Annotated in this window: 16 protein-coding genes and 2 pseudogenes; 9 read left to right on the top strand and 9 right to left on the bottom strand. The window is 71.9% G+C overall.

The genetic code is table 11. The features are described from left to right. The first annotated feature begins 62 nt into the window (after positions 1–62). From egtA to egtD, 4 genes and pseudogenes are all read left to right on the top strand, one after another. Positions 63–1,382: an ergothioneine biosynthesis glutamate--cysteine ligase EgtA gene (egtA, locus tag ABZ464_RS33315; RefSeq protein WP_359283194.1), complete on the top strand. Its 1,320-nt coding sequence runs from the start codon at positions 63–65 to the stop codon at positions 1,380–1,382. Further along, positions 1,379–2,698 carry an ergothioneine biosynthesis protein EgtB gene (egtB, locus tag ABZ464_RS33310; protein ID WP_359283192.1) on the top strand — a complete coding sequence of 440 codons (1,320 nt, stop codon included), beginning with the start codon at positions 1,379–1,381 and terminating at the stop codon, positions 2,696–2,698. The genes egtA and egtB overlap by 4 nt, the downstream gene beginning before the upstream one ends. Then, entirely contained in the window at positions 2,698–3,477 is a 780-nt protein-coding gene (egtC, locus tag ABZ464_RS33305; RefSeq protein WP_359283190.1) for an ergothioneine biosynthesis protein EgtC, read from the top strand. Before egtB ends, egtC begins: the two co-directional genes overlap by 1 nt. After that, positions 3,474–4,522 (top strand): annotated as a pseudogene (gene egtD, locus ABZ464_RS33300) (L-histidine N(alpha)-methyltransferase). Before egtC ends, egtD begins: the two are co-directional and overlap by 4 nt. Positions 4,523–4,601: 79 nt before the next feature. Here the strand turns inward: egtD and ABZ464_RS33295 are convergent. Then, entirely contained in the window at positions 4,602–6,158 is a 1,557-nt protein-coding gene (locus tag ABZ464_RS33295) for a sigma-70 family RNA polymerase sigma factor (RefSeq protein WP_359283187.1), read from the bottom strand. A 198-nt stretch (positions 6,159–6,356) separates the two neighbouring features. On the opposite strand from ABZ464_RS33295, the gene ABZ464_RS33290 reads away from it, so the two are divergent. Together ABZ464_RS33290 and ABZ464_RS33285 are read left to right on the top strand one after the other, a co-directional pair. After that, positions 6,357–7,850, top strand: a complete 1,494-nt coding sequence (locus ABZ464_RS33290; protein ID WP_359283186.1) for a family 43 glycosylhydrolase — start codon at positions 6,357–6,359, stop codon at positions 7,848–7,850. Positions 7,851–7,879: 29 nt separating this feature from the next. Beyond that, positions 7,880–9,313 (top strand): glycoside hydrolase family 43 protein, encoded by a 1,434-nt coding sequence (locus tag ABZ464_RS33285; RefSeq protein WP_359283183.1) that lies wholly within the window; start codon positions 7,880–7,882, stop codon positions 9,311–9,313. A 32-nt stretch (positions 9,314–9,345) separates the two neighbouring features. Here ABZ464_RS33285 and ABZ464_RS33280 read toward each other — a convergent pair whose 3' ends face one another. Further along, positions 9,346–10,806: a glycosyl hydrolase family 28-related protein gene (locus ABZ464_RS33280; protein ID WP_359283181.1), complete on the bottom strand. Its 1,461-nt coding sequence runs from the start codon at positions 10,804–10,806 to the stop codon at positions 9,346–9,348. A gap of 101 nt (positions 10,807–10,907) precedes the next feature. Here ABZ464_RS33280 and ABZ464_RS33275 point away from each other — a divergent pair, with 101 nt between their 5' ends. Continuing rightward, positions 10,908–11,609, top strand: a complete 702-nt coding sequence (locus ABZ464_RS33275) for a CDP-alcohol phosphatidyltransferase family protein (protein ID WP_359283179.1) — start codon at positions 10,908–10,910, stop codon at positions 11,607–11,609. A gap of 21 nt (positions 11,610–11,630) precedes the next feature. Here ABZ464_RS33275 and ABZ464_RS33270 read toward each other — a convergent pair. The 5 genes and pseudogenes from ABZ464_RS33270 to ABZ464_RS33250 all read right to left on the bottom strand — a co-directional run. Next, positions 11,631–12,047, bottom strand: a pseudogene (locus ABZ464_RS33270) (adenylyltransferase/cytidyltransferase family protein); the annotation flags it as partial. Beyond that, entirely contained in the window at positions 12,044–13,684 is a 1,641-nt protein-coding gene (locus ABZ464_RS33265; protein ID WP_359283178.1) for a fibronectin type III domain-containing protein, read from the bottom strand. The pseudogene ABZ464_RS33270 and the gene ABZ464_RS33265, both read right to left, overlap by 4 nt. Positions 13,685–13,771: 87 nt before the next feature. Further along, a complete protein-coding gene (locus ABZ464_RS33260; protein WP_359283175.1) occupies positions 13,772–15,313 on the bottom strand; it encodes an oligosaccharide flippase family protein in 1,542 nt (513 codons plus the stop codon). Next, on the bottom strand, positions 15,310–16,890 hold the full coding sequence (locus ABZ464_RS33255; protein ID WP_359283173.1) for a hypothetical protein: 1,581 nt from the start codon (positions 16,888–16,890) through the stop codon (positions 15,310–15,312). The genes ABZ464_RS33260 and ABZ464_RS33255 overlap by 4 nt, the downstream gene beginning before the upstream one ends. Then, the gene (locus tag ABZ464_RS33250) at positions 16,887–18,359 is read right to left on the bottom strand and encodes a hypothetical protein (RefSeq protein WP_359283171.1); all 1,473 of its coding nucleotides are present in this window, start codon (positions 18,357–18,359) and stop codon (positions 16,887–16,889) included. The genes ABZ464_RS33255 and ABZ464_RS33250 overlap by 4 nt, the downstream gene beginning before the upstream one ends. 197 nt (positions 18,360–18,556) lie before the next feature. On the opposite strand from ABZ464_RS33250, the gene ABZ464_RS33245 reads away from it, so the two are divergent. Both ABZ464_RS33245 and ABZ464_RS33240 read left to right on the top strand, forming a co-directional pair. After that, positions 18,557–19,537 (top strand): NAD-dependent epimerase/dehydratase family protein, encoded by a 981-nt coding sequence (locus ABZ464_RS33245; protein ID WP_359283169.1) that lies wholly within the window; start codon positions 18,557–18,559, stop codon positions 19,535–19,537. 31 nt (positions 19,538–19,568) lie between these two features. Then, on the top strand, positions 19,569–20,765 hold the full coding sequence (locus ABZ464_RS33240; RefSeq protein WP_359283168.1) for a glycosyltransferase family 4 protein: 1,197 nt from the start codon (positions 19,569–19,571) through the stop codon (positions 20,763–20,765). Positions 20,766–20,809: 44 nt separating this feature from the next. On the opposite strand, the gene ABZ464_RS33235 is transcribed toward ABZ464_RS33240, so the two are convergent. Beyond that, on the bottom strand, positions 20,810–21,934 hold the full coding sequence (locus tag ABZ464_RS33235) for a glycosyltransferase (protein WP_359283165.1): 1,125 nt from the start codon (positions 21,932–21,934) through the stop codon (positions 20,810–20,812). Beyond that, positions 21,931–22,497 carry a DapH/DapD/GlmU-related protein gene (locus ABZ464_RS33230; RefSeq protein ID WP_359283162.1) on the bottom strand — a complete coding sequence of 189 codons (567 nt, stop codon included), beginning with the start codon at positions 22,495–22,497 and terminating at the stop codon, positions 21,931–21,933. The genes ABZ464_RS33235 and ABZ464_RS33230 overlap by 4 nt, the downstream gene beginning before the upstream one ends. Positions 22,498–22,585: the final 88 nt, after the last annotated feature.

Raw genomic sequence — 22,585 nt, 5'->3', positions numbered from 1 at the left:
TGCCGGTCCGGCGGCCCGGAAGCCGGACAGGTGGCATGGTGGAACCTCAGGAGGATCCCGACATGTCAGATTCGGTAAGTGACTGTACCGAAACATCCGATAACACCGACTGTACGGCGCCCCGTACCGCCCTCTCGGAAGCCGAGGTGGAGGCCCTGGTCAGGGGTATCTGCTTCAAGACCGGACCGCCCAGGACGGTCGGCGTCGAACTGGAATGGCTCGTCCACGAGCTGCGCTCGCCGCAGCTCCCCGTGACACCCGAACGACTCGCGGCGGCCTACGCCGCACTGGAGAGCGTGCCCCTGCGGTCGGCGCTCACCGTCGAGCCCGGCGGCCAGCTGGAGCTCAGCTCTCCGCCCGCCGCCTCCCTGACCGAGTGCGTGGGCACGCTCTCCGCCGACCTGGACGCCGTCCGCGCGGTCCTGCGCGAACACGAGCTCGTCCTCACCGGCCTCGGCACGGACCCCTGGCACAGCCCCCGCCGGTTCCTCCACGAGCCGCGCTACGACGCCATGGAGACCTGTCTCGACCGCACCGGCCCGGCCGGTCGCGCCATGATGTGCACCTCGGCCTCCGTACAGGTCTGTCTGGACGCCGGCTACGAGGGGCCGGGACCGCTGGGGCACGGCCGCCGTTGGTGGCTGGCGCACACCCTGGGCGCGGTCCTGGTGGCGGCCTTCGCCAACTCCCCGCTGCTGCGCGGCGACCCGACCGGGTGGCGCTCCACCCGACAGCTGCTGTGGATGGAGATCGGCGCGGGCCGCGCGGGCGCCCCCGCCCTGGACGGCGATCCCCGCGACGCCTGGGCCCGCCATGTGCTGGACGCGCCGGTGATGTGCGTACGGCGTGACAGCGGGCCGTGGGACGTGCCCGAGCGGATGACGTTCCGTGAGTGGACGCGGACCGGGCGGCCGACCCGGGCGGACCTCGACTACCACCTGACCACGCTGTTCCCGCCGGTCAGACCGCGTGGCCATCTGGAGCTGCGCATGATCGACGCACAGCCCGGCGACGACGGCTGGATCGTGCCGGTCGCCGTGACGACGGCCCTGTTCGACGACCCGGAGGCCGCCGAGGCCGCCTGCCGCGCCGTGGAGCCCCTGACCCCGCGGGGTCTGCCGCAGCCCGCCCCGCACAATCCGCTGTGGATCGAGGCGGCCCGGTACGGCCTGTCCGACCCCGGACTGCACACGGCGGCCGTCGCCTGCTTCGCCGCGGCCCTGCGCGCCCTGCCCCGGCTCGGCGCCACCGCCGCCGTCGTGGACGCCGTCTCGGAGTACCGGGACCGCTATGTGCTCAAGGGCCGCACCCCCGCCGACGACCAGCTCGACAGCCTGCGCGGCACGGACACCCGCGCGTACGGGAAGGACCCGCGCCCATGACCACCGAGCACCTCCCGGACGCCGACACGCTCCGCGAGCGCGCGCTGACCACCCTGACCACCGCCCGTGCCCGCACCACCCTGCTGACCACCTGCGTGGAGGACCCGGACCTCACCGCCCAGCACTCCCCGCTGATGTCCCCGCTGGTCTGGGACCTCGCGCACATCGGCAACCAGGAGGAGCTCTGGCTGCTGCGCACCGTGGGCGGCCGGGAGCCTATGCGCCCCGAGATCGACGGCCTGTACGACGCATTCGAGCACCCGCGTTCCGAACGCCCCTCGCTGCCGCTGCTGCCGCCCGCCGAGGCCCGCGCCTACGCGGCGGAGGTGCGCGGGCGGGTGACGGACCTGCTGGAGTCGGCCGACTTCCACGGCACCCGGCTCACCGAGGCGGGGTTCGCCTTCGGGATGATCGCCCAGCACGAACAGCAGCACGACGAGACCATGCTGATCACCCATCAGCTGCGTCTGGGGCCGCAGGTCCTCACCGCGCCGGACCCGCAGCCGGCGCCGCTGTTCACCGGTCCGGCCGAAGTCCTGGTCCCCGGCGGTCCGTTCATGATGGGCACCTCCGCCGAGCCCTGGGCGCTGGACAACGAACGCCCCGCGCACCGGCGCGAGGTGGCGCCCTTCCACATCGACACCACGCCGGTCACCAACGCCGCCTACCAGGCGTTCATCGACGACGGCGGCTACGACGACGAGCGCTGGTGGACGAAGGAGGGCTGGGCGCACATCCGCCGGCACGGCATCCACGCCCCGCTGTTCTGGCACCGCGACGGCGGGCAGTGGCTGCGCCGCCGGTTCGGGATCACCGAGGTCGTCCCGCCCGACGAGCCGGTCCTGCACGTGTGCTGGTACGAGGCAGACGCCTACGCCCGCTGGGCCGGGCGCCGGCTGCCCACCGAGACGGAGTGGGAGAAGGCGGCCCGCTTCGACCCGGCGACCGGCGGCTCGATGCGCTACCCCTGGGGCGACTCCGACCCCGCGCCCGAGCACGCCAACCTGGGCCAGCGCCATCTGCGCCCCGCCCCCGCCGGGAGCTACCCCGAGGGCGAATCCCCCCTCGGAGTGCGCCAGTTGATCGGTGACGTCTGGGAGTGGACGGCGAGCGACTTCCTCCCCTACCCCGGCTTCCGCGCCTTCCCCTACAAGGAGTACTCGGAGGTGTTCTTCGGCCCCGAGTACAAGGTGCTGCGCGGCGGTTCGTTCGCGGTGGACCCGGTGGCCTGCCGGGGCACGTTCCGCAACTGGGACTACCCGATCCGGCGGCAGATCTTCTCCGGCTTCCGCACCGCACGCTCGGGGGCAGTCTGATGTGCCGTCATCTCGCCTGCCTGGGGCCCCCGGAGCCGCTCGGCCGGATCCTGGTGGACCCCCCGCACGGTCTGTACCGGCAGTCGTGGGCGCCCCGGCGGCAGCGGTACGGGACGGTCAACGCCGACGGTTTCGGGGTGGGCTGGTACGCCGAGGGCGATCCGGTGCCGGCCCGCTACCGCCGCGCCGGGCCGATCTGGGCGGACCTGTCGTTCGCCGATCTGGCGCGGGTGGTGCGCTCCGGCGCGCTGCTGGCCGCCGTACGGGACGCGACGCTCTCCGGGGCCGACGCGGAGGCCGCCGCGGCGCCGTTCACCGGCGGGCCCTGGCTGTTCAGCCACAACGGGGCGGTGGCGGGCTGGCCCGACTCCCTCGCGGTCCTCGCGCACACCCTGCCCGCGGCCGATGTGCTGTCGATGGAGGCCCGGACCGACTCCGCGTTCGTGTGGGCGCTGGTCCTGGCCCGGCTGCGGGCCGGCGACCCCGAGGGGCAGGCCCTGGCCGACACCGTCCAGGAGGTCGCCGCGGCGGCCCCCGGCTCCCGGCTCAACCTGCTGCTCACCAACGGCGTGACCGTCACCGCCACCGCCTGGGGCGACTCCCTCTGGTACCTGGCCGAGCCCGGCCTGCGCACGGTCGTGGCCTCCGAACCGTACGACGACGACCCGCACTGGCAGGAGGTCCCCGACCGCACCCTCCTCACCGCGAACCGCGCCGAGGTCCTGCTCACCCCCCTCAAGGACCCGGTGTCCGCACCACCCAAGGAGCCCCGCACGTGAGTCCGTTCCCGAACTCCCGCACCCTCCCCGAGGACGCCACGGACGCGACCGAAGAGAGGCACTCATGACCGGCACCCGCGCCTACGGCTACACCGACACTCTCGAGGCCGAGCACTACGACAGGGCGCTGCGCGCCGACATCGGCGAGGGGCTGACCCGCACCCCGAAGTCCACGGCGCCCACCTGGTTCTACGACGCCCGGGGCAGCGAGCTCTTCGAGGAGATCACCCAGCTCCCGGAGTACCCCCTGTGGCGAGCCGAACTGGGGCTGCTGCAGCTGCACGCCGGCGACATCGCCGCCCGGACGGCCGCCCGCAGCCTTGTCGAGCTCGGCTCCGGGAGTTCGACCAAGACCAAGCTGATCATCGAGGCGCTGGGGCCGACAGGCCTGAACTACGTCCCCGTCGACGTCAGCGCGGACGCGCTCCACCAGGCCAGCAGCCAACTGGTCCAGGACTACCCCGGGATCCGTCTGCACGCCCTCCGCACCGACTTCACGGCTCCCCTCGTTCTGCCGGAGCTGCCGGAGGCCGGCCCCCGGCTCCTCGCCTTCCTCGGCAGCACGCTGGGCAACTTTCGCCGGCCCGCCCGCGGTCCCTTCCTCCGGGGGCTCCGGGACATCATGCGCCCCGAGGATTTCCTGCTGATCGGCGCCGACCTGGTGAAGAGCGAGCGGGAGATGATCGCCGCCTACGATGACGCCCAGGGCGTCACGGCCGAGTTCGACAAGCATCTGCTGCACGTCCTGAACCGCGAGCTGGACGCCGACTTCGACCCCGACGCCTTCGACCACGTGGCCGTGTGGAACAGCACGGAAAGTCACATCGAGATGAGGCTGCGGAGTCGAGCCGAGCAACTGGTCAAGATCCGGGAACTCGACCTGGCGGTTCCCTTCGGGCACGGAGAGGAATGGATCACCGAGCGCAGCGCCAAGTTCACCGCGGAGGGGCTGCGGGAAGAAATGACCGAGGTCGGCCTCCGTACGCGGGAGCTCTGGGCGGACTCCGACGCCGGATTCGCCCTGATTCTCGCCAGCGCCGAATAGAGCCACGGGCCAACCGCTACCCGTTCCGCACGAAAGGGGTCCGGAGGCTCGCCGGTTTCCGGCGAGCCTCCGGGGGACGTCAGGTCCAGGGCGTCGCGAGGACGAAGGAGCGGCTGGCCCGGTACGCGGCGGTGTTCTCGGCAGGGTCGAGCCACAGTTGGAGGTTGTCCCGGTGGCGGAGGTAGCGGCCGGGATAGTTGTACGACTCCAGGGAGACCGAACCGGCGGTGGAGCCGGAGCGGGCGCAGAAGGTGGCGTCCTTCTGGAAGAGGGCGGATCCGTCGTCGGTGTCCAGCCGGATGCGGAAGGCGTAGTGCCGCACGTACCGGCCCGTGGTGTCCCTGAGGGAGTAGCAGCGCGGGTCGGCCAGGCCGGGACCGATGGTGAAGGTGGCCGCCTGCCGGGTGGCCGCGGCAGTACCGGCGTCGACCGGGTCCAGGATGCCGAATCGGCCGGACTGGCTCACGTAGTCGCCGGGGTTGTCGACCGACCGCAGGGCGTGCCGCCCGGAGAATCGCGCCTCGGCGGGCGTCACCGAGGCTGTCGGCGTCGGCGTCGGCTTCGGTGAGGGTGACGCGGACGGTCGTGGCGACGGCGACGCGGACGAGGGGGCGGGCGACAGCGGGGCGGCGAGGGCGGGCCGTGCGGTCGGCTCGTCGGGGCGCATGGTGGTGTACCAGGCCACTCCGGCCGCCGCGAGGGTCACGGCGCACGCGGCCGCCGCCGCCACGGGCTTGGCGGCCAGCCCGCCGATCGTGTGCGCCGCACCGCCCGCACCTCTCCCCGTCTGCGCGCCCGCGCCGACGGCCGCCCCGGCCGAGTCCGCCGCCGGCGCCTTGCTCAGTACCAGGCCGGCCAGGCCGATGGGCACCGGCACCAGCGCGAGGCCGCCCAGCAGCCCCTCCGGCGGTATCAGGTCGGACGCGCCGGCCAGGCACCGCGGGCAGTCGCGGACGTGGCGTGCCAGCCGCTTGCGCCACAGCGCGGACGGCCGCCCGTCCCATGTGGCGAGCACGGCGTTCAGGTCGGTACAGCGGGGTGAGACGGTCAGGGCTCGTACGACGGTACGCGCGGTCTCCAGCCGTTCCTTGACCCGCTGGACCCGCACCGCGGCATGCTGCGGTGTGAGTCCGCAGGCCTCCGAGAGCTCGCTGCGAGTGAGTTCACCGGCGACCTCCATCCACCACAGGGCGAGCACCTCGCGTTCCTCGTCCTCCAGCCAGCGGGTCGCCTCCACCGCTTCGCGTCGCTGGCCCGAGAGCACCAGCCGAAGTATCGCCAGATCGGCGAAGTCGGCCTGAGGATCCGACTCGTGGGCGGTCTCCTCCAAGGGTTCCGCGGTGAGCCAGGTGCGTCCTCTGCGCCACCGGTCGCGGACCTGCCGCACGGCGATGGCGACGAGCCAGGACCGGAACCGATCCGGTCGCTCCAGTCCGGGCAACCCGTCCAGGACCCGCATCATCGTCTCCTGGACCACGTCGTCGACGTCGCTGTGGCCGTCCAGGGCCCGCCCGACGATGTTGTAGACCAACGGCAGACAGTCCCGTACGAGCTGTTCCGAGGCCTGCCGGTCCCCGGCCCGCGCCGCCATGACGACCGCGATGTCCGGCCGTACTTGCGTGTCCTGCGAGCGCACCCGTCCCACCTGTCCCATCGCCGCGCCGATGTGCCGAGGCTCGACAGTGTGTCAGGGCCGAATCCGAAGAATTTTCGTGGGTCGCGTCCGCGCTTTCCGTTATGAGCGAGGCTGCCGCGCGTCTCCGAGGCACAGGAACAAGCTGCTCACTTCCGCTCCCGCTCCCGCTCCACGACACGAAACAAGGATGTCTCTGTCATGAGCATTTCTCCTGCATCTCTCGTCCATCGGCTCTGTGCCACGGCGACGGCGCTCGTCGTCCTCGCCGGCGGCATGACGATCGGGACGGTGATGGTCGCGCCCGAGGCGCGGGCGGCCACGACGACGTTCACGAACCCGCTCAACAGCTCCGGCGCCGACCCGTACATGACGTACTACGACGGCAACTACTACGAGATGACGACGCCGTACAGCGGGCCGCTGACGATGCGGAAGGCGCCCACGGTCGAGGCGCTCAAGGCAGCCTCGCCGGTGCCGGTGTTCAGCGCCCACGCCACCGGCCGCGACCACTACATCTGGGCTCCGGAGATGCACCTGCTCGACGGCCCCGACGGCAAGCGCTGGTACATCTACTACTCCGCCGGCACGGGGGACATCGAGGACCAGCGTGTGCACGTCCTGGAGAGCGCCGGCACCGACCCGCTCGGCCCGTACACGTACAAGGGCATGATCTTCGGGGCGAACGACTGGTGGGGCATCGACGGCAGCGTCGTCACCATCGACGGGCAGCTCTACTTCACCTGGTCGGGAGTGCCGACGCCGCAGTGGGCCGGATCCGACCCGAGCATCTACATCGTCGCGCTGAGCAACCCGTGGACCGTCACCGGATCCCGTACGCGGATCTCCACCCCCACCTACGCCTGGGAGAAGCAGGGCACCCCGATGAACGAGGGCCCGGTGGCGTTGCAGCACGACGGGAAGACGTTCATCAGCTACTCGGCGAGCGCCTGCCAGGGCCCGGACTACAAGCTCGGCCTGCTCACCCTCACCGGCGGCGACCCGCTGAACGCGAGCTCCTGGAGCAAGAGCACGGAGCCGGCCTTCCAGCGCAATGACGCGGGCGGTGTGTACGGTCCGGGCCACAACGGCTTCTTCCGGTCCCCGGACGGCACCGAGGACTGGATCGTCTACCACGCCAACTCCTCGTCCTCCCAGGGCTGCGGCACCACCCGCACCACCCGGATCCAGAAGATCACCTGGAACGCGGACGGGTCGCCCGGCCTCGGCGTCCCGGTGGCCACGGGCACCGCGCTGACCGTGCCCTCCGGCGAACCGTCGGTGACCTACTACCGGCTGACCAACCGCAACAGCGGCAAGGTCATGGACGTCCAGGCGCCCAACACCGACACCGGTGTGAAGATCGGCCAGTACACCTGGAACGGCAAGCCCTGGCAGCAGTGGCGCTTCGTCGATCTGGGCAACGGCTACGTCCAAGTCGAGAGCCTCAACAGCGGCAAGTGCCTGGACGTGAACGGCGCGTCCACCGCCGACGGCGCCGCCGTCATCCAGTGGACCTGCCACTCGGGCACGAACCAGCAGTTCCAGTGGGTCGCCACCGACGGCTACTTCCAGCTCAAGGCCCGCCACAGCGGCAAGTGCGTCGACGTCGTCGGCGCCTCCACGGCGGACCTCGCCCTGCTCGAACAGCGCGCCTGCGGCACCGCCGCCGGTTTCCAGTGGTCACGGAGCTGACCCTCCCCGCAGAAAGGCAGGAAACGCACATGTCCGCGGTTTTCTCCCGGCTCGCGGCGATACTCGTCGCCGCCTGCCTGCTCTTCACCTCCCAAACCCTGAGCACACCCCAGCGGGCCGCAGCCGCCGAGCCGGGCTACCTGATGGTGCACTTCACCGGGGAGGGGTCGACCAACCAGCAGATGTACCTCTCGCACAGTACGGACGGCGTGCACTGGAACGACCTCGACGGCGGCGGGATGGTCCTGCGCTCGACGGTCGGCACGAAGGGGGTGCGTGACCCCGCCCTGGTCCGCGCGCCGGGCGGCGGCAAGTACTGGATCGTCGCGACCGACCTGTGCATCGGCTGCGGGCAGGACTGGGGCACCGCCCAGAACAACGGCAGCCGCAACCTGGTGGTGTGGGAGTCCACCGACCTGGTCACCTGGTCGCAGCCGTGGCTGCTCAACGTCGCCGGCGCGATCCCCGACGGCCGCAACGCCTGGGCGCCGGAGGCGATCTGGGACCCGCAGACCAACGACTACGTCCTGTACTGGGCGACGAACGCGACCCTCGGCGGCGTGCTGAAGCACCGCATCTACTACGCCCGCACCTCGGACTTCCACACCGTCACCACCCCCCAGCCGTACATCGACCGCCCCGGCACCCAGGGCATCATCGACACCCAGATCATCGAGGTGCCCTCCGGAGTCGGCGGCTACCGCTATGTGCGGGCCTCCGGCGACGGCCAGATCACCCTCGAAGGCAGCGACTCGATCCTCGGCACCTGGACCGCCCTCGGCAACCTCTCCGGCATCGGCCTCACCGGCTCGCAGGTCGAGGGCCCGATGTGGATGAAGTTCAACGGCAGCGACAAGTGGGCCCTCTACCTCGACCAGTACGCCACCGGCGGCGGCTACATGCCGGTTCTGACGACCGACCCGTCCAACCCCGCCGCCTACCAGAAGCAGACGTCGGGCAGCTACGGCATGGGCGGCACGAAGAAGCGCCACGGCTGGATCCTGAACCTGACGGCCGCCGAGGAGAGCCGCGTGCTCGCCCGCTGGCCCGGCACCGCGGTCAACCGGCTCCAGTCGTACAACTTCCAGGACCGGTACGTACGGCACACCAACTTCGATGTGCGCATCGACCCCGGCGTCAGCCCCGCCGAGGACGCCCGGTTCCGCCTGAGGACCGGCCTGACAGGCTCCGGCACGGTCTCCTTCGAGTCGGTGAACTACCCGGGCCACTTCCTGCGCCACTCGGGATTCGACTTCCAACTGGCCTACAACGACGGCACCGCCCAGTTCGCCGCGGACGCCACGTTCCGCCAGGTCGCCGGGCTCGCCGACGCGACCTGGTCGTCGTTCCAGTCGTACAACCACCCGGACCGCTACATCCGGCACTACGCCTACCAACTGCGGCTCGACCCGATCACCACGGCGACGGGCCGCAGCGACGCCACCTTCCGAGTGACGAGCTGACCTGACCGCGGCGGCTCCCGGCGAGGGAACCGTCAGCGCGGTGCGGGGGCGGCGGCAGGTGGGGGTGTCTGCGCGGGGACCGGCGTCGGGCTCGCGGGCCCGGTGGCGGCGGCGGGCGGTGTCTTCGGGTCGCCCGGTGCCGCCGGGCCGTCGCCGGCCGCCTCCGGGGTGCCGGCCGTGACCGGGTCGGCGGCGTCGGCCCCGTCCAGGCAGTCGACGAAGCCGACGAAACCGGGCCTCGCGCCGGCGTCGGTGACGGCGAACTCCTCCTGCGGATGGCTGCGCAGCAGACACATGTCGTACCGGGCGACGGTCGGCAGGGAGTCGCGTGCGCCGTCCGTGCGGTACTCGTGCCGGCCCACCAACTGGCAGGAGTCGTACCGGATCAGCGGCCCGCGCGGCCCCACGACATAGCGGTGCGGCCGCACTTCGGCCGCGAAGTCCTTGAAGGCGAGCCCGGTGTCGTCGCAGTCGCTGAAGTGGATCGTTCCGCTCCTCCACACGGAGTCGATGATCCGCGCGTCGGGGTTGCGCACCTCGAAGCGGATGTCCTGGGCGTGGAACCGCTGCACCGAGTCGTGGTGCTGGGCGACGGGGAACCGGAAGAAGGTGCTCGTGGTGCCGTACTCCTGGCTGCGCGGCCGGGTGCCCGTGATGATGTACGAGCCGCCCCGGCAGGTGATGGAGCCGCCGTAGGGGAACTCCAGGAAGTTGCCCCACTCGTACTCGACCTTCATGTCGGAGAACCAGTAGTTGAGGAACTGGTCCTGGTCGTTGGGCTGCTGTCCGCGGCCGGTGAGACCGGAGTAGAGGAACGCCCTGCGGTAGGCGCCGCCGACCCGGCACGCCTCCCAGCGCATCTCGGAGTTGGTGTCGGTGCCGTCCAGGGAGATGCCGTACTCCCACTCCCCCATCCACTCGCACTCGGAGAACCGGTAGTCCTGCGCCTGGCCGGTGGAGTACGAACTGAAGAAGGACGCGCCCGGGGTGGCCGAGCGGAACTGGATGCGCTCGAAGGACAGGTTGGACCAGATGTCCTCGTTGCGGCACAGAAAGGAGCCGGGGCCGACGGGCGGGCGGAAGACGAGGGTGGTCATGCGCTTGCCCGCGCCGCAGAAGCGCAGCCCGTTGACCGGGCGCAGCGGTGCGACCCCGTTCAGCAGGGCGTTCGGGCGGGTGATGAGGAACTCTCCGGGCGGGATCTCGATCACGGTGCGGCCGATGCCCCGGGAGACCCGGGCGGCGGCGAGGGCGTAGGCGTACTCGAACGCGGCGGTGTCGTCGGCGCGCCCGTCGCCCACCGCGCCGAGGTCGCGGACGTTGATCACGCGCGACAGCAGACCGGCGGAGGCCGGTGCCCGTCCCACCCCGGCGGGACCCGAGGCGGCGGACGCGCTGTGGCCGGTGAGGATCGTCGCGCCCAGCAGGGTCACCCCGCCACGCAGAAGCTGCCGACGACTGACAGGGGACTTCCCGCCTCCCCGCTCTGCCATAATTGCCTTCTTTCCAGCGATTTGACCAATTGGCCCGAAATAAGCATTACTGAGCATGCACAAGCGTGAACAAGCAGGAGCAAGCAGGAACAAGGAGGGAAATGGCCGAGTTCGTCGAGGTTCTCAGGCATCTGTCGGCGGCACAGAAGCCCGCGAAGGGGGTCTCGCTCTACACCCGGTTCGTCAACCGCCCGGCCGGGCGGGTCCTGGCCGCGCTGGCCTATCAGGCGGGGGCGACGCCCAATCAGCTGACCGTCCTCGGCGCCCTGTTCACCTTCCCGGCCCTGGCCGCGGTGGCGCTGCTGCGGCCCACGCCGACGATGGCGGTCTGCGTGGGCGCGGCCCTGGCCGTGGGGTTCTTCCTGGACTCGGCGGACGGTCAGCTGGCGCGGGGCCAGCGGTCGGGGAGCCCCTCGGGCGAGTGGCTCGACCATGTCCTGGACTGCGTCAAGATCCTCGCCCTGCACCTCGTGGTGCTGGTGTCGTTCTACCGGTTCTTCACCCTGCCCAGCCCGCTCTGGCTGCTGGCGCCGATGGTCTTCCAGCTCGCGGCCGTGGTGATCTTCTTCGCCGGGATCCTGACGGAGAAGCTCCGGCGGCGGACACCGGGCGAGGTTCCGCCCGGTTCGCCCCCGGCGCTCAGGGCCGTCCTGCTGCTGCCGGTCGACTACGGCCTGACCTGCCTCGGCTTTCTATTCCTGGGCAGTCAGGACGTCTTCCTTGCGGTGTACTGCGCGCTGCTGCTGGCACACGTCCTGTTCATGGCCGCGTTCCTGGTGAAATGGTTCCGCGAGCTGCGCTGAGGGGATCGACGGCGGCTCGTGGGCGGCCAGCATCCTGAGGGCACTGCGCAGCAGGGTGCTGGAGGTGTGCATGGTGTAGGGGAAGTAGACGACCTCCACGCCGACCTCCCCGAACCGCCGCTCGTACTCCAGCCACTTGGGGGTCCCGCGCCAGTCGTCGCCCTTGAAGATGACGTGGAAGCCGACCCGCCTCCAGGTGATGAGCTTGTCGGCCTCCGTCTCCACGATGGCGTCGTCGACATACTTCACACTGCGCACGATGTCGAGGCGTTCGGCGAGCGGGACGACGGGGACCTTGCCCTTCAGTCGCGCCGTCAGGTCGTCGGAGCTCACCCCCGCGACGAGCCGGTCGCAGTGCCGCCGGGCCTCGCGCAGGATGTTGAGGTGACCGATGTGGAACAGGTCGTAGACGCCCGGGGCGAATCCGATGCGGGTCATCGCGCGCCACTTCCTCGTCGCTTGGCCGGCTGGGCCGGCTCGTCCGGCTGGGTGGTCTGTGCCGACTGCGCGCCCTGCGCCGGGGCGCCCTGAGCCGGTGCGGTCGTGGTCTGTGCGGGCTTCTTCGGCACGTTCACGGTCAGGGAACGGGACCTGGCCGCGGTGTTGGTGCCGTCCGTGACCTCGATGGCGTACTGGTGGCGGGAACCGGCCGCCACCGAGTCGGTCCAGGTCATCTTCGGGCGGTCCCAGAAGGCGGAGGACTTCGCCTTGGTCACGACGAGCTTGCCGTCGCGGTAGATCCGGTACGTCAGCACGGCGTCGTCGCGGTCCCAGGCGGCCCGCCAGGCGAGGGTCACCTTGCCGGGCTCGGACGCCGACAGGGACAGGGTGGGGGGCTCCTCCGGGGCTCCGGTGTCCTTGTCACCGAAGCGCGTGAGGCCCTGCTGGGGCTGCTCGTTGACCTCGGTGAACTCGCCGCCGGCCCACAGGACGCCCCGGGAGACCACCAGGATGCGGGGGCCGACCTGCTCGCCGAGGCCGCCGTTGGTGTCGGGGAACCAGTGCAGGATCCTGCGGTCCTCGACCCGCTGGGCCAGGAAGTGCTGGCGGTCGCCCCGGTCGGGGAAGCCGCCGGGCGTCTCGTTGCAGTCGTGGGCGTGCGAGGCGCTGTAGAGAACGCCGTTGTAGGGCAGGACGGACTGGGTGGCGCCGCGGCAGGTGTCGTTCCACACCATGATGCCGGTGGCGGTCCGGCCCGCGATCCTGCCGTCGTAGATGCCCGGCCCATGGCCCTCGGCGCCCACGAAGAAGCGGGAGTTGTCCTGGGCGATCGTCTTCACCGACGACTGGCTCGGGTACCAGCCCGGGTAGGCGAGCACCGTGGCGCCGGTGACCGGGTTCAGGGTGACCAGGGAGCGGGCCGACTGTCCGTTGACCCTCTCGAAGTCGCCACCGACGAAGAGGCGCCCTTGCGGGATCGCGGCCGACAGGGCGCGCACCGGCTGGTCGAGTTCCGCCTTGAAGGGCAGCAGGGCGCCCTTGGGCGAGACGGCGGCGATCCGGCTCCTGGTCTGGCCGGAGACCCGGCCGAAGTCGCCGCCGAGGTAGATCGCCCGGTCCGTGGGCTCGACGGCCCGCACGGTAGAGGACACGGTCGGCTTGAAGTCCCTGCGCACCGAGCAGTCGGCGGTGTTGAGCGCGACCACGTTGGCCGTCTTCTCGGATCCGACGTTGTCGAAGGATCCGCCGACGTACAGCACACGGCCGTCCGGGGAGGCCTTCATGGCCCGCACGGTGTGGTTGTGCCCGGTGAAGGACGGGGCGCAGGGCAGGAGTTTGCCGGTCACGGCGTCGAACGCGGCGAAGTTGCGGCGGGCCACCAGCTTCCGGCCCGGCGCCGCACCCGGCGGACGGACCGCCTCGAAGGTTCCTCCGACGTAGACGACGCCGTTGGCGGCGGCCATCGACCAGACGATGCCTTCGGTCTGCCAGGTCGGCAGCGCATCGGCGGAGAACGCCTTCGGGCCGCCGTCGGCGGCCGCGGCGAGGGAGGCGTCGAGCAGGGCTGCGGAACACACGAGGGCGGTGACGGCGACCCTGGTGACCGGCTTCGAACGGAGCTTTCTCAGGTGCAAGGGAACCCCGGGTGGCAGTGGTTGGAAGTGGTACGGAGTCGGAAGACGCCCACCGAGTGAGCCGGAACGCTGCGGCCGGGGCCGGTCTCATGCGGCGCGGCGGCGCAACACTCCGACCAGCTCGTTCACTCTCAGCGACGTCCGATATCGCCACAAACTAATAGCAAATACACACATTCCCAAGGCCATCCCCACGGCGAGTCCTGATGGAGTGTCACCTTCCCTCGTACGGGCGGCTCCCAGCACCACGGAGACGGTCAGGGCGAGGCCGAGGGCGGTGACATAGCCGCGGTCGACGGTGGTGAAGCCGAGGCGCCAGCGGATCAGCAGGGCCGCCGCGAGGTTCTCCACGACGATGGCCGCGCCCCAGGACACAGCGGCGCCGAGCACGCCCCAGGCCGGGACGGTCAGCACGCCGACGGTCAGCTGGACCGTGAACGCGACCGCGGTGACGGCCAGATGCCAGGAGCTGCGGCCGGCCATCAGCAGCACGGTCTGGGCGTTGCCGACGGCGACGTTGACCATCGAGGCGGCGCACAGCACGACCAGGGCGGGGGCGCCGCGGACGAACTCCGGTCCGAAGGCGGACAGGACGGTCTCGGGGAAGGCCGCGAGGAGGGCGAACAGCGGCCAGGAGAACAGCACGATCCAGCAGGTCGACACGCGGTGCAGGCCGTGCGCCTCGGTGTCCTCGCCGAGGGCGAGCAGCCGGCTGACCTCCGGGGCGACGGCGAGGCGTACGGCGAGCTGGAGGAGCGTGCCCGCGGTGACGACGCGGCCGATCGCGGTGTAGACGCCGGCCTCCCCCGCGGTGGCCATGGCCGACAGCAGCAGGACGCCGACCCACACGGCGCTGATGTCGAAGACGGAGGAGACCGCGCGCGGCGCGGCGAAGCCCCAGAACGTCCGCCAGGACACGGACGCGCCCTCGGCCGGCGGCGTCGGGCCCCGGCCGGCCCGGCAGCGGCGCAGGGCGAACCAGGCGGCCACGGAACCGGCCAGGGCCGGCAGCAGCCACGCCGAGGCGAGCGCGGTCAGGCTGGGCAGGAGGAAGGCGACCGGGAGGGCGATCAGCAGCCGCAGCACCGGCTTGCCGATCTGTTCCACGCCGACGAAAGGGACGACCGTGCCGTATCCCCGGGTGGCGCCGAGCAGGACCATGCCCACGGTGGCGACGGGCAGGAAGACGCCGAAGAGCCGGACCAGCGAGACGGCGTCCGCCGGGGGCAGTTGGGGCAGCAGCAGACGGGCCACGGTGGACGACAGCAGCAGGGGCGCGGCGGCCACGGTGGAGACGACGGCGGCGGGCAGCACGGCCATGCGCAGCAGGGCGGGGACCGAGCGGCCGTCGTGGAGGGCGAGGTCCCGGGGGACGAAACGAAGGAGCCCGGCGTCGGCGCCGAGCTTGCAGGTGTTGCTGAGGATGGTGAACAGGGCGACGCCGGTGAAGACCACGCCCGAGCCGTCCGCACCGACGGCGCGGGTGAACAGGCCGACCAGCAGGAAGGAGAAGACGGCGTTCGCGGCGGAACCCGCCATTCCCCACCAGCCTCCCCGGGCGACCGCCGCCACCGCGCGCGGGGCCTTGGCCCCGGCGCGGGTGGGAGCGGTCGTGTCGGCAGCGGTCACCGCCGGGAGATGGAGAAGGTGCCGTCCTGCGTGGGAAGTTCCATCGGCGCGGCGGAGTGCGACGCCGGACGGTACTTCGGGCGCCGGCGCGGCAGTCCCAGGCGCCGGCGGGGCCGGGCGGCGTCGAGGATGGTGCCGAGGAGGCGTCCGCCGGAGCAGTCGACCAGCTCCTGCACCTGACGGAGGTCGTCCTGCCGGGTGGCGCCGAGGCCGACGACCAGCAGGACGCCGTCGACGCGCTGGGCGACGGCGAGCGCGTCGGCATGCGTGAGGAACGGCCCGGTGACGACGACGGTGGTGGACTCGGCGCCCGGCCGCAGCCGGTGGGTCTCGGCCGACAGGCTCGAGCGGGTGTGGGCGCCGATCCCGCCGCCGGAGCGGAAGGCCAGCCGTCCGGAGACGTCGGCGTCGACGAGGACGCTCCCGCTGGGCAGGAACGCCTCCTCCAGGGTGGGCGCCTCGTACGGCATCAGCGGCAGCCGGTCCGAGAGCCCGGAGGCGTCGGAGTCGGCGTCGACGAGCAGGACCTCTCCGCCGTACTCGGCGAGGGCCGCGGCCAGGTTGGCGGCGACCTCCTCGGCGGCCTCGGCGTCGCGCGGGGCGACGACGAGCACCTGGCCGGGGCCCGTGGCTCCCTCGGCCTTGCGCAGCCGGAAGGCCAGGGCGCGGAACGCCTCCGCGCGAGCGCCGCCGGTGCGGCCGACCTTCAGCAGTTCGTGGCCCGCGTCCTCGTCGTCGGGCAGGATGCCGAGCACGGGGGCGCGCAGCGCGCCGCGCAGTTCGCCGACCGAGCGGATCCGGGAGTCCAGGGCGGCGCGCAGCCAGGCCAGCACCAGGCCGAGCAGCAGACCGCACACCAGGCCGAGGGCGAGCAGGATGCGCAGTCCGGGGCCCACCGGCAGATGGGGGGCGACGGCCCGGCGGACGACGTCACCGGCGTCGGTGTCCCGGGACCTGATGTCCAGGACGCGCTTCTGCAGGGTGTAGAGCTGGCTCTGCGCGGCGGTCTTGGTGTCCTTCTGGTCCAGCTTCTCCCCGGCGAGTTGTTCGTTGAGCACCCGGATCTGCTGGCCGAGGGCGTCGGTGGCGCGCCGCACTGCGGCGTCGTTGCGGCCCTTGCGGTCGGTGAGGTAGGCCTCGGCGAAGGCGTTGGCGCCCTGGGCCGCGCGCTTGGGGGAGCCGGCGGTGAACTCGAAGCGCAGCACCCGCGACTTCATCGGGTTGGTGACCCGCAGCCGGGACGCGAGCCCGCCGGCCTGGCTCTCGGGCAGGCGCAGGGCGTGGGCCACGCGGCGGGCGACCTCGGCGCTGGTGGCGACCTGCTGCTCCGTGGTCATGCTGACCTGGTTGTCGGCGGAGACGCCGACCGCGCCGAACGGGTCGGTGGTGGAGCGCACCAGCACCTCGCTGGTGGCGGCGAAGGTGTGCGCTCGGTACTGGGCCAGTGCCAGTCCGCCGAGCAGTCCCAGGATCAGGCCCAGCGCGATCAGGGCGCGGTGGCGAAGGATGCGTCGCAGTTGGTCGCGTAGTTGGTCCGGCTCGTCGTACCGGTCGTCGAGATGGATGGGGCCGGTCACGGGTGCCCTCCTGTTCCGGGGATCGATGCGTGTCGGGGGGATGCGGCCGGCATCGCCGATGAGCGGAACCGGGATGCCCGGGCGACGGGGGTGGTGATGAGCAGCGGTACGGCCACCAGCAGGGTCAGCGGACCCGCGATGGCGAGCAGGCTGCCGCGCAGGAAGACCATCTGGTAGAAGGCGAACGCGGGAACGAGCAGGGCGGCGAGGGCGCCGGGGTTCTGGCGCAGCCGGTGGCGGATGTCGTCCACGCGCCGGCCGAACGCGCCGAGCAGGAGGAAGACGAGGACCACCGCGAGGGGGCCGGCCCACAGGTAACTCTCGATCCACAGGGGCGCGGAGAGATTGTGGAACTCGTATCCGGCGTACTCGGCCAGGGAGATGCCGGTGTCCTTGGGTTTCTCCGGCCACATCGCGCGCGGCACCATGAACAGCGGCGGGCCGAGGACGTTCTGCGGGGCGAACCCCTGGTCGTGGGCGTAGTCGACGCCGGTCTGCATCTGCTGGAAGGCGTCGTAGTCGCCGTTGGAGGTGAACTGGTCGGCGAGGGAGGCGACGGTGAGGGTCTCCCGGTCGCTGTAGCGGAAGTAGTCGCTGTAGGGGAAGACGAACAGCAGCGCGGCGAGGATCGCGGCCGAGGTGACCCGGAAGGCCCGGGGCCGGCACAGCCGGGGCACCGAGAACAGCAGGGTCAGCAGGACCATGCCGGCCCAGAACCGCGGCTTGCTGATGGGGTTGTTGACGACGACGTTGAGGGCGAGCAGCACCGGCAGCAGCAGCCAGCGCACCGCGCGCAGCCAGCGGTCGCCGCCGGGGCGGCACGGCACCCTCAGCAGCCCGAGCAGTGCCCAGAAGGCGGGCACCGACAGCGACCAGCTGAGCAGGGAGCGCAGTGAGGCGTCCTCCCCGCCGGCCTCGGTGATGGCCTGCCGGCTGGTGAAGTACGCGCCCAGTCGGCCGGGTTGGCCGGCGATCAGCACGGCGGCCAGGCCGAGCGCTAGCCCGCACAGGGCCAGCAGCCGCCAGGGCGCGACCCGCCGGGCGAGGGCGCGCTCCAGGAGTCCGGGTGGGGCGTCGTCCCGGCGGGCGCGTTCCCGGCGGGCGGCGAGGGCCGTTCCCGCGCTGTGGGCGAGGAGGCCGAGTTCGACGAGGGCCACGGCGACGAGGGCGGTCGTCTCACCGGTCCGGTACGGCCAGGGGTAGGTGTCGGCGGCTAGCATCGCCAGGCCCGCGAGGCCCAGCCAGATGTAGGCGAAGACCCAGAAGCCGAGGGCGACGAACCGTACCCGGGACGCGGTGAGCACCCGGGCGAGCGCACCGCCGCTGTGCACCACGACGACGCCTTGCAGGGCGAGCGCGGCCGACGGGTGCGCGCCGTGCGACTGGAGGATCAGCCCCGGCAGCAGGACCGTCAGTGCCACGGCCCAGAGGGAGACCGCAGCCACACTGCGGACGCGAGCGTCCTGCATCCCGGCCTCTCCGTCGAGCGAATATTTAGGCTGAAACATCACTGAAGGATATATAGCGCTTAGATCGCCCTAATCAGCCCAGGCGCGCAGAAATCGCAAAATTCTCGGCGTGCCAATTACCGCAAATCATGACAAATCTGCATAGCTTATCGGCCAGCAGATCTCCCCAGATCTCCCGATTCGCAGAGGAGTTGCGCATGAGCCAGCAGGTAGACGTCGTCGTCGCCGGGGGCGGGGGCTTCATCGGCGGTCACCTGGTGGGCGACCTTCTCGCCCAGGGGCTGACCGTCCGCTCCGTCGACATCAAGCCGCGCCAGGACTGGTACCAGGTCCACCCCGACGCCGAGAACGTGGTCGGTGACCTCTCGCTCCTGGACAGCGCCCGCGCGGGCGTCCGGGGCGCGCGCCAGGTGTACATGCTGGCCGCCGACATGGGCGGCATGGGCTTCATCGAGAACAACAAGGCCGCCTGCATGATGTCGGTGCTCACCAGCACCCACATGCTCCAGGCGGCCCACGAGGCCGGTGTGGAGCGTTACTTCTACTCCTCCTCCGCCTGCGTGTACGCGGCCGGCAAGCAGACCGACCCGGACCTCACCGCCCTCAAGGAGGAGGACGCCTACCCGGCGCAGCCCGAGGACGGCTACGGCTGGGAGAAGCTGTTCTCCGAGCGTATGTGCCGGCACTACGCCGAGGACTACGGCTTCGTCACCCGCGTCGCCCGCTACCACAACGTGTACGGCCCGCACGGCACCTGGACCGGCGGGCGGGAGAAGGCGCCGGCCGCGGTGTGCCGGAAGGTGGCCGAGGCCGTGCTCAGCGGCGACCACCGGATCGAGATCTGGGGCGACGGACTGCAGAGCCGTTCGTTCATGTACATCGACGACTGCGTGCACGGCAGCCAGATGATCCTGAACAGCGACAGCGGGATCCCGGTCAACCTCGGCTCCTCCGAGCTGGTCACCATCAACCAGCTCGTCGACCTCGTCGAGGAGATCGCCGGTGTCCGCTGCGAGCGCGCGTACCGCCTCGACGCCCCGCAGGGCGTGCGCGGCCGCAACTCCGACAACACCCTGATCCAGGAGATCCACGGCTGGGAGCCGTCGGTGACCCTGCTCGACGGTCTGGAGACGACCTACGCCTGGGTCTACGACCAGGTCAAGCGCTCCCAGCAGTGACGCGCGGGCGAGCAGAGGAGGCGGTGAACCCATGAGGATCCTCGTCCACGACTACAGCGGCCACCCCTTCCAGGCCCAGCTCAGCCGGGAACTGGCCCGCCGCGGTCACGACGTCGTCCACTCGACCTGCACGGCCTACGTCTCCGGCAAGGGCAACCTCGCCGGGGACACCCCCGGGCTGCGCTTCGTGACCATCGGCGACGGCACCGCGCTGCGCAAGGACGCCTACTTCCGCCGGCTGCGCCAGGAGACCCTGCTGGGCCTCGAACTGGCCCGGCAGGTACGGCGGGAGAAGCCCGACGTGGCGCTGCTGTCCAACATGCCGATCCCGGTGCTGGTGGTCGCGGCGGGCGTGCTGCGGCGGATGGGCGTCCCCTGGGTGCTGTGGCACCAGGACGTGACGGCCGTGGCGCTGAAGAGCTTCGCCGCCGGGAAGGTCGCGCGGTCCATGGGCGTCGCCGCGAAGGTGTTCGGGGCCGGCGAGAAGTGGTCGGCGCGGCAGGCCGCGGCCGTCGTGGTGATCGCCGAGTCGTTCCTGCGCGTGCACCGCGAGTGGGGCACGGCCGACAAGGTCACCGTCATCCCCAACTGGGCGCCGCTGGACGAGATCGTGCCGGTGAACCGGGCCAACGCCTGGTCGGCCGAGCAGGGCCTGGACGGCGTACGGACGGTGCTGTACTCCGGCACGCTGGGCCTGAAGCACAACCCGGAGCTGCTGGTGCGGCTGGCCGAGCGGCTGGGCACGCGGGGCACCCCGGTGCGCCTCGTCGTCGTCAACGACGGACCGGCCGTACCCGTCCTGCGCAGGGCGGCGGCCGAGCGGGGCGTCGACCTGACCCTGCTGCCGTTCCAGCCGTACGAGCGGCTGCCCGAGGTGCTGGGCTCGGGCGACCTCCTCGTGGTGCTGCTGGGCGCGGACGCCGGGGAGTTCTCGGTGCCGTCGAAGACCCTGTCGTATCTGTGCGCCGGACGCCCCGTGCTCGGTCTGATGCCGGCCGGCAACCTGGCGGCGCAACTGCTGCGCCGGGCGGGGTCGGCGGTGTTCCCGCCCAAGGAGATCTCGCTCGACGAGGCCGCCTCCTGGGCGCGGGAGGTCCTGTCCGACCCGGCGCGCGCCGAGTCGCTGGGCAAGGAGAGCCGGGCCCTGGCCGAGCGGGAGTTCGCCCTGGAGGACTGTGCCTCGCGCTTCGAGGACATCCTCCGTACGGCGAGCCGCGCGCGGCGCTGAGACGGCGGGCGGTTCGGCCGCACGGGGCGGCCGAACCGCTCGCGTCACCTGTCCCGGTACAGCTTCTCCAGCCGGTCCACGACCGCGCGGATGGAGAAGACCTCGTCGATCGCCCGCCGGCCGGCCTCTGCGAGCCGGTGCCGCAGGTCCGGGTCGGCGAGCAGAGCGCGCACCGCCCCGGCCAGCGCCTCGGGGCTGCCGTCGGTGACCAACGCCGCTTCCCTGCGGGCGAGTTCGGCCGCGATGCCGTTGCTGTCCGTGCACACGACGGGGGTTCCCTCGGCGAGCGCCTCCAGGACCGTCATCGGGAACGGCTCCTGCACGCTCGGCAGGACGTACACCGCGGCCCTGCGGTAGGCCGCCAGGGCCGCCGCGTGGTCGAGCGCGCCGCCGTAGGAGACGACGTCGCCGATCCCCCGGTCCCCGATCAGCCGGCGCACCCCCGGCAGCGAGCCCTCGTCGGCGCCGTAGAGCGTGAAGCGGGCCTCGTCGCACTCCTTGTGGACCAGGGCGGCCATCTCGACGAACGCCTCGGGGCGTTTGCGCGGGTGCAGCCTGGCGAGGAAGACCACCTCGTGTCCGGTGCGCGCCCCGGCGGCGTCCCGGCCGGCGTCGGACACGCGCAGCCCGTTGGGCAGGTCGACCAGCGGCGGTCCGTCCGGGCCCAGGACGGCGGTCAGTTCGCGGCGCTCCCGCTCGGTGAGCACGAGACAGGCCCGGGCGCCGCGCAGCAGGGGCACGAAGAGCCGGTCGAAGACCCGCGCCACAGCGGCGGTGCGGGGTTCGACCATGCCGTGGGTCTGGGTGACGTAGTCCTTGCCGCGCAGCCGGGCCACGGCGAGCGCGGCGAGGGAGACGAGGTCACGGCCCGCGTGCAGCTGCACGGCGTCTGCGCGGCCGGTCTCGCGCCACAGGTCCGCCAGGAGCAGTGGGTGCATGAGTCCGAGGCAGCCCCGGCCCGGGACGAGGCGCCGGGCCGGGCGGGAGACGAAGGGGACCGTGCCGACCCGCCGCGGGGCGGGCGCCGCGTCCTTGCCCCGCCACAGCGACACCAGCCGGACCTCGTGGCCGCGGGCGGCGAGCTCCTCGAGCTGGGCGGCCGCCACGCTCGTAGGACCGCCGAAGGCCCCGTCGTCGCTGACGAGGGTGACCACGTGGACGACTCTCATGCCCGGCCTCCCGCGGTCAGGACCGCGTCCTGCGGCACGTCCTGGTGGGCGACCGCGCCCGCGCCGACCACGGCGCCCCGGCCGACGGTGACACCGCGCAGCACGACCGCGCGGGCCGCGACCCAGCTGCCCGGCTCCAGCCGGATGGGGCCGTTGTCGAACTCGAAGGTGGCGCTGCGGCGGCGGTGGCTGCCGGTGCACAGCAGGGCGCTCTGGGAGACGCAGCAGTCGTGGCCGATGGTGACCGGTTCGAGGTTGAGGATCCAGGCGTCCTCGCCGATCCAGACGTCGTCGCCGACGTCCAGTTTCCACGGCCAGTGGACGCGCACCCCGCGCCGGATCAGCACCCGCCGGCCGACGCGGGCGCCGAAGGCGCGCAGCAGCGGCGGACGCCAGCGGGCGGGGAACCACCACTGGGTGAACAGCAGATGCTGGGCGGCGTACCAGGCGGCCTGCACCAGCGGGGGGCGGCCCTTGTCGTATCCGGCACCGGTGAAGCCGCGCAGTCGGCGGGCCACGACGGGCCGGCGCACCGGGTCCGCGACGGAAGTGGTCTGTACCATGACGCGATCCTTCCCGGCGGCGGGGGCGAAGGCGCCGCGTCGGCCGCGTGTTGGCGGCAGACCTGCCCGGATGGCGGATGCCGCCCCC

The organism is Streptomyces sp. NPDC005820, assembly GCF_040630255.1.
Lineage (GTDB): Bacteria > Actinomycetota > Actinomycetes > Streptomycetales > Streptomycetaceae > Streptomyces.
This window is presented reverse-complemented; position numbering and strand designations above follow the sequence as displayed.

What these genes read in the sequence shown, in the direction of transcription:
- egtA (WP_359283194.1), top strand. Translation starts at nt 63, where the DNA reads ATGTCAGATTCGGTAAGTGACTGTACCGAAACATCCGATAACACCGAC.
- egtB (WP_359283192.1), top strand. Translation starts at nt 1,379, where the DNA reads ATGACCACCGAGCACCTCCCGGACGCCGACACGCTCCGCGAGCGCGCG.
- egtC (WP_359283190.1), top strand. Translation starts at nt 2,698, where the DNA reads ATGTGCCGTCATCTCGCCTGCCTGGGGCCCCCGGAGCCGCTCGGCCGG.
- ABZ464_RS33290 (WP_359283186.1), top strand. Translation starts at nt 6,357, where the DNA reads ATGAGCATTTCTCCTGCATCTCTCGTCCATCGGCTCTGTGCCACGGCG.
- ABZ464_RS33285 (WP_359283183.1), top strand. Translation starts at nt 7,880, where the DNA reads ATGTCCGCGGTTTTCTCCCGGCTCGCGGCGATACTCGTCGCCGCCTGC.
- ABZ464_RS33280 (WP_359283181.1), bottom strand. Translation starts at nt 10,806, where the DNA reads ATGGCAGAGCGGGGAGGCGGGAAGTCCCCTGTCAGTCGTCGGCAGCTT.
- ABZ464_RS33275 (WP_359283179.1), top strand. Translation starts at nt 10,908, where the DNA reads ATGGCCGAGTTCGTCGAGGTTCTCAGGCATCTGTCGGCGGCACAGAAG.
- ABZ464_RS33250 (WP_359283171.1), bottom strand. Translation starts at nt 18,359, where the DNA reads ATGCAGGACGCTCGCGTCCGCAGTGTGGCTGCGGTCTCCCTCTGGGCC.
- ABZ464_RS33245 (WP_359283169.1), top strand. Translation starts at nt 18,557, where the DNA reads ATGAGCCAGCAGGTAGACGTCGTCGTCGCCGGGGGCGGGGGCTTCATC.
- ABZ464_RS33240 (WP_359283168.1), top strand. Translation starts at nt 19,569, where the DNA reads ATGAGGATCCTCGTCCACGACTACAGCGGCCACCCCTTCCAGGCCCAG.
- ABZ464_RS33235 (WP_359283165.1), bottom strand. Translation starts at nt 21,934, where the DNA reads ATGAGAGTCGTCCACGTGGTCACCCTCGTCAGCGACGACGGGGCCTTC.
- ABZ464_RS33230 (WP_359283162.1), bottom strand. Translation starts at nt 22,497, where the DNA reads ATGGTACAGACCACTTCCGTCGCGGACCCGGTGCGCCGGCCCGTCGTG.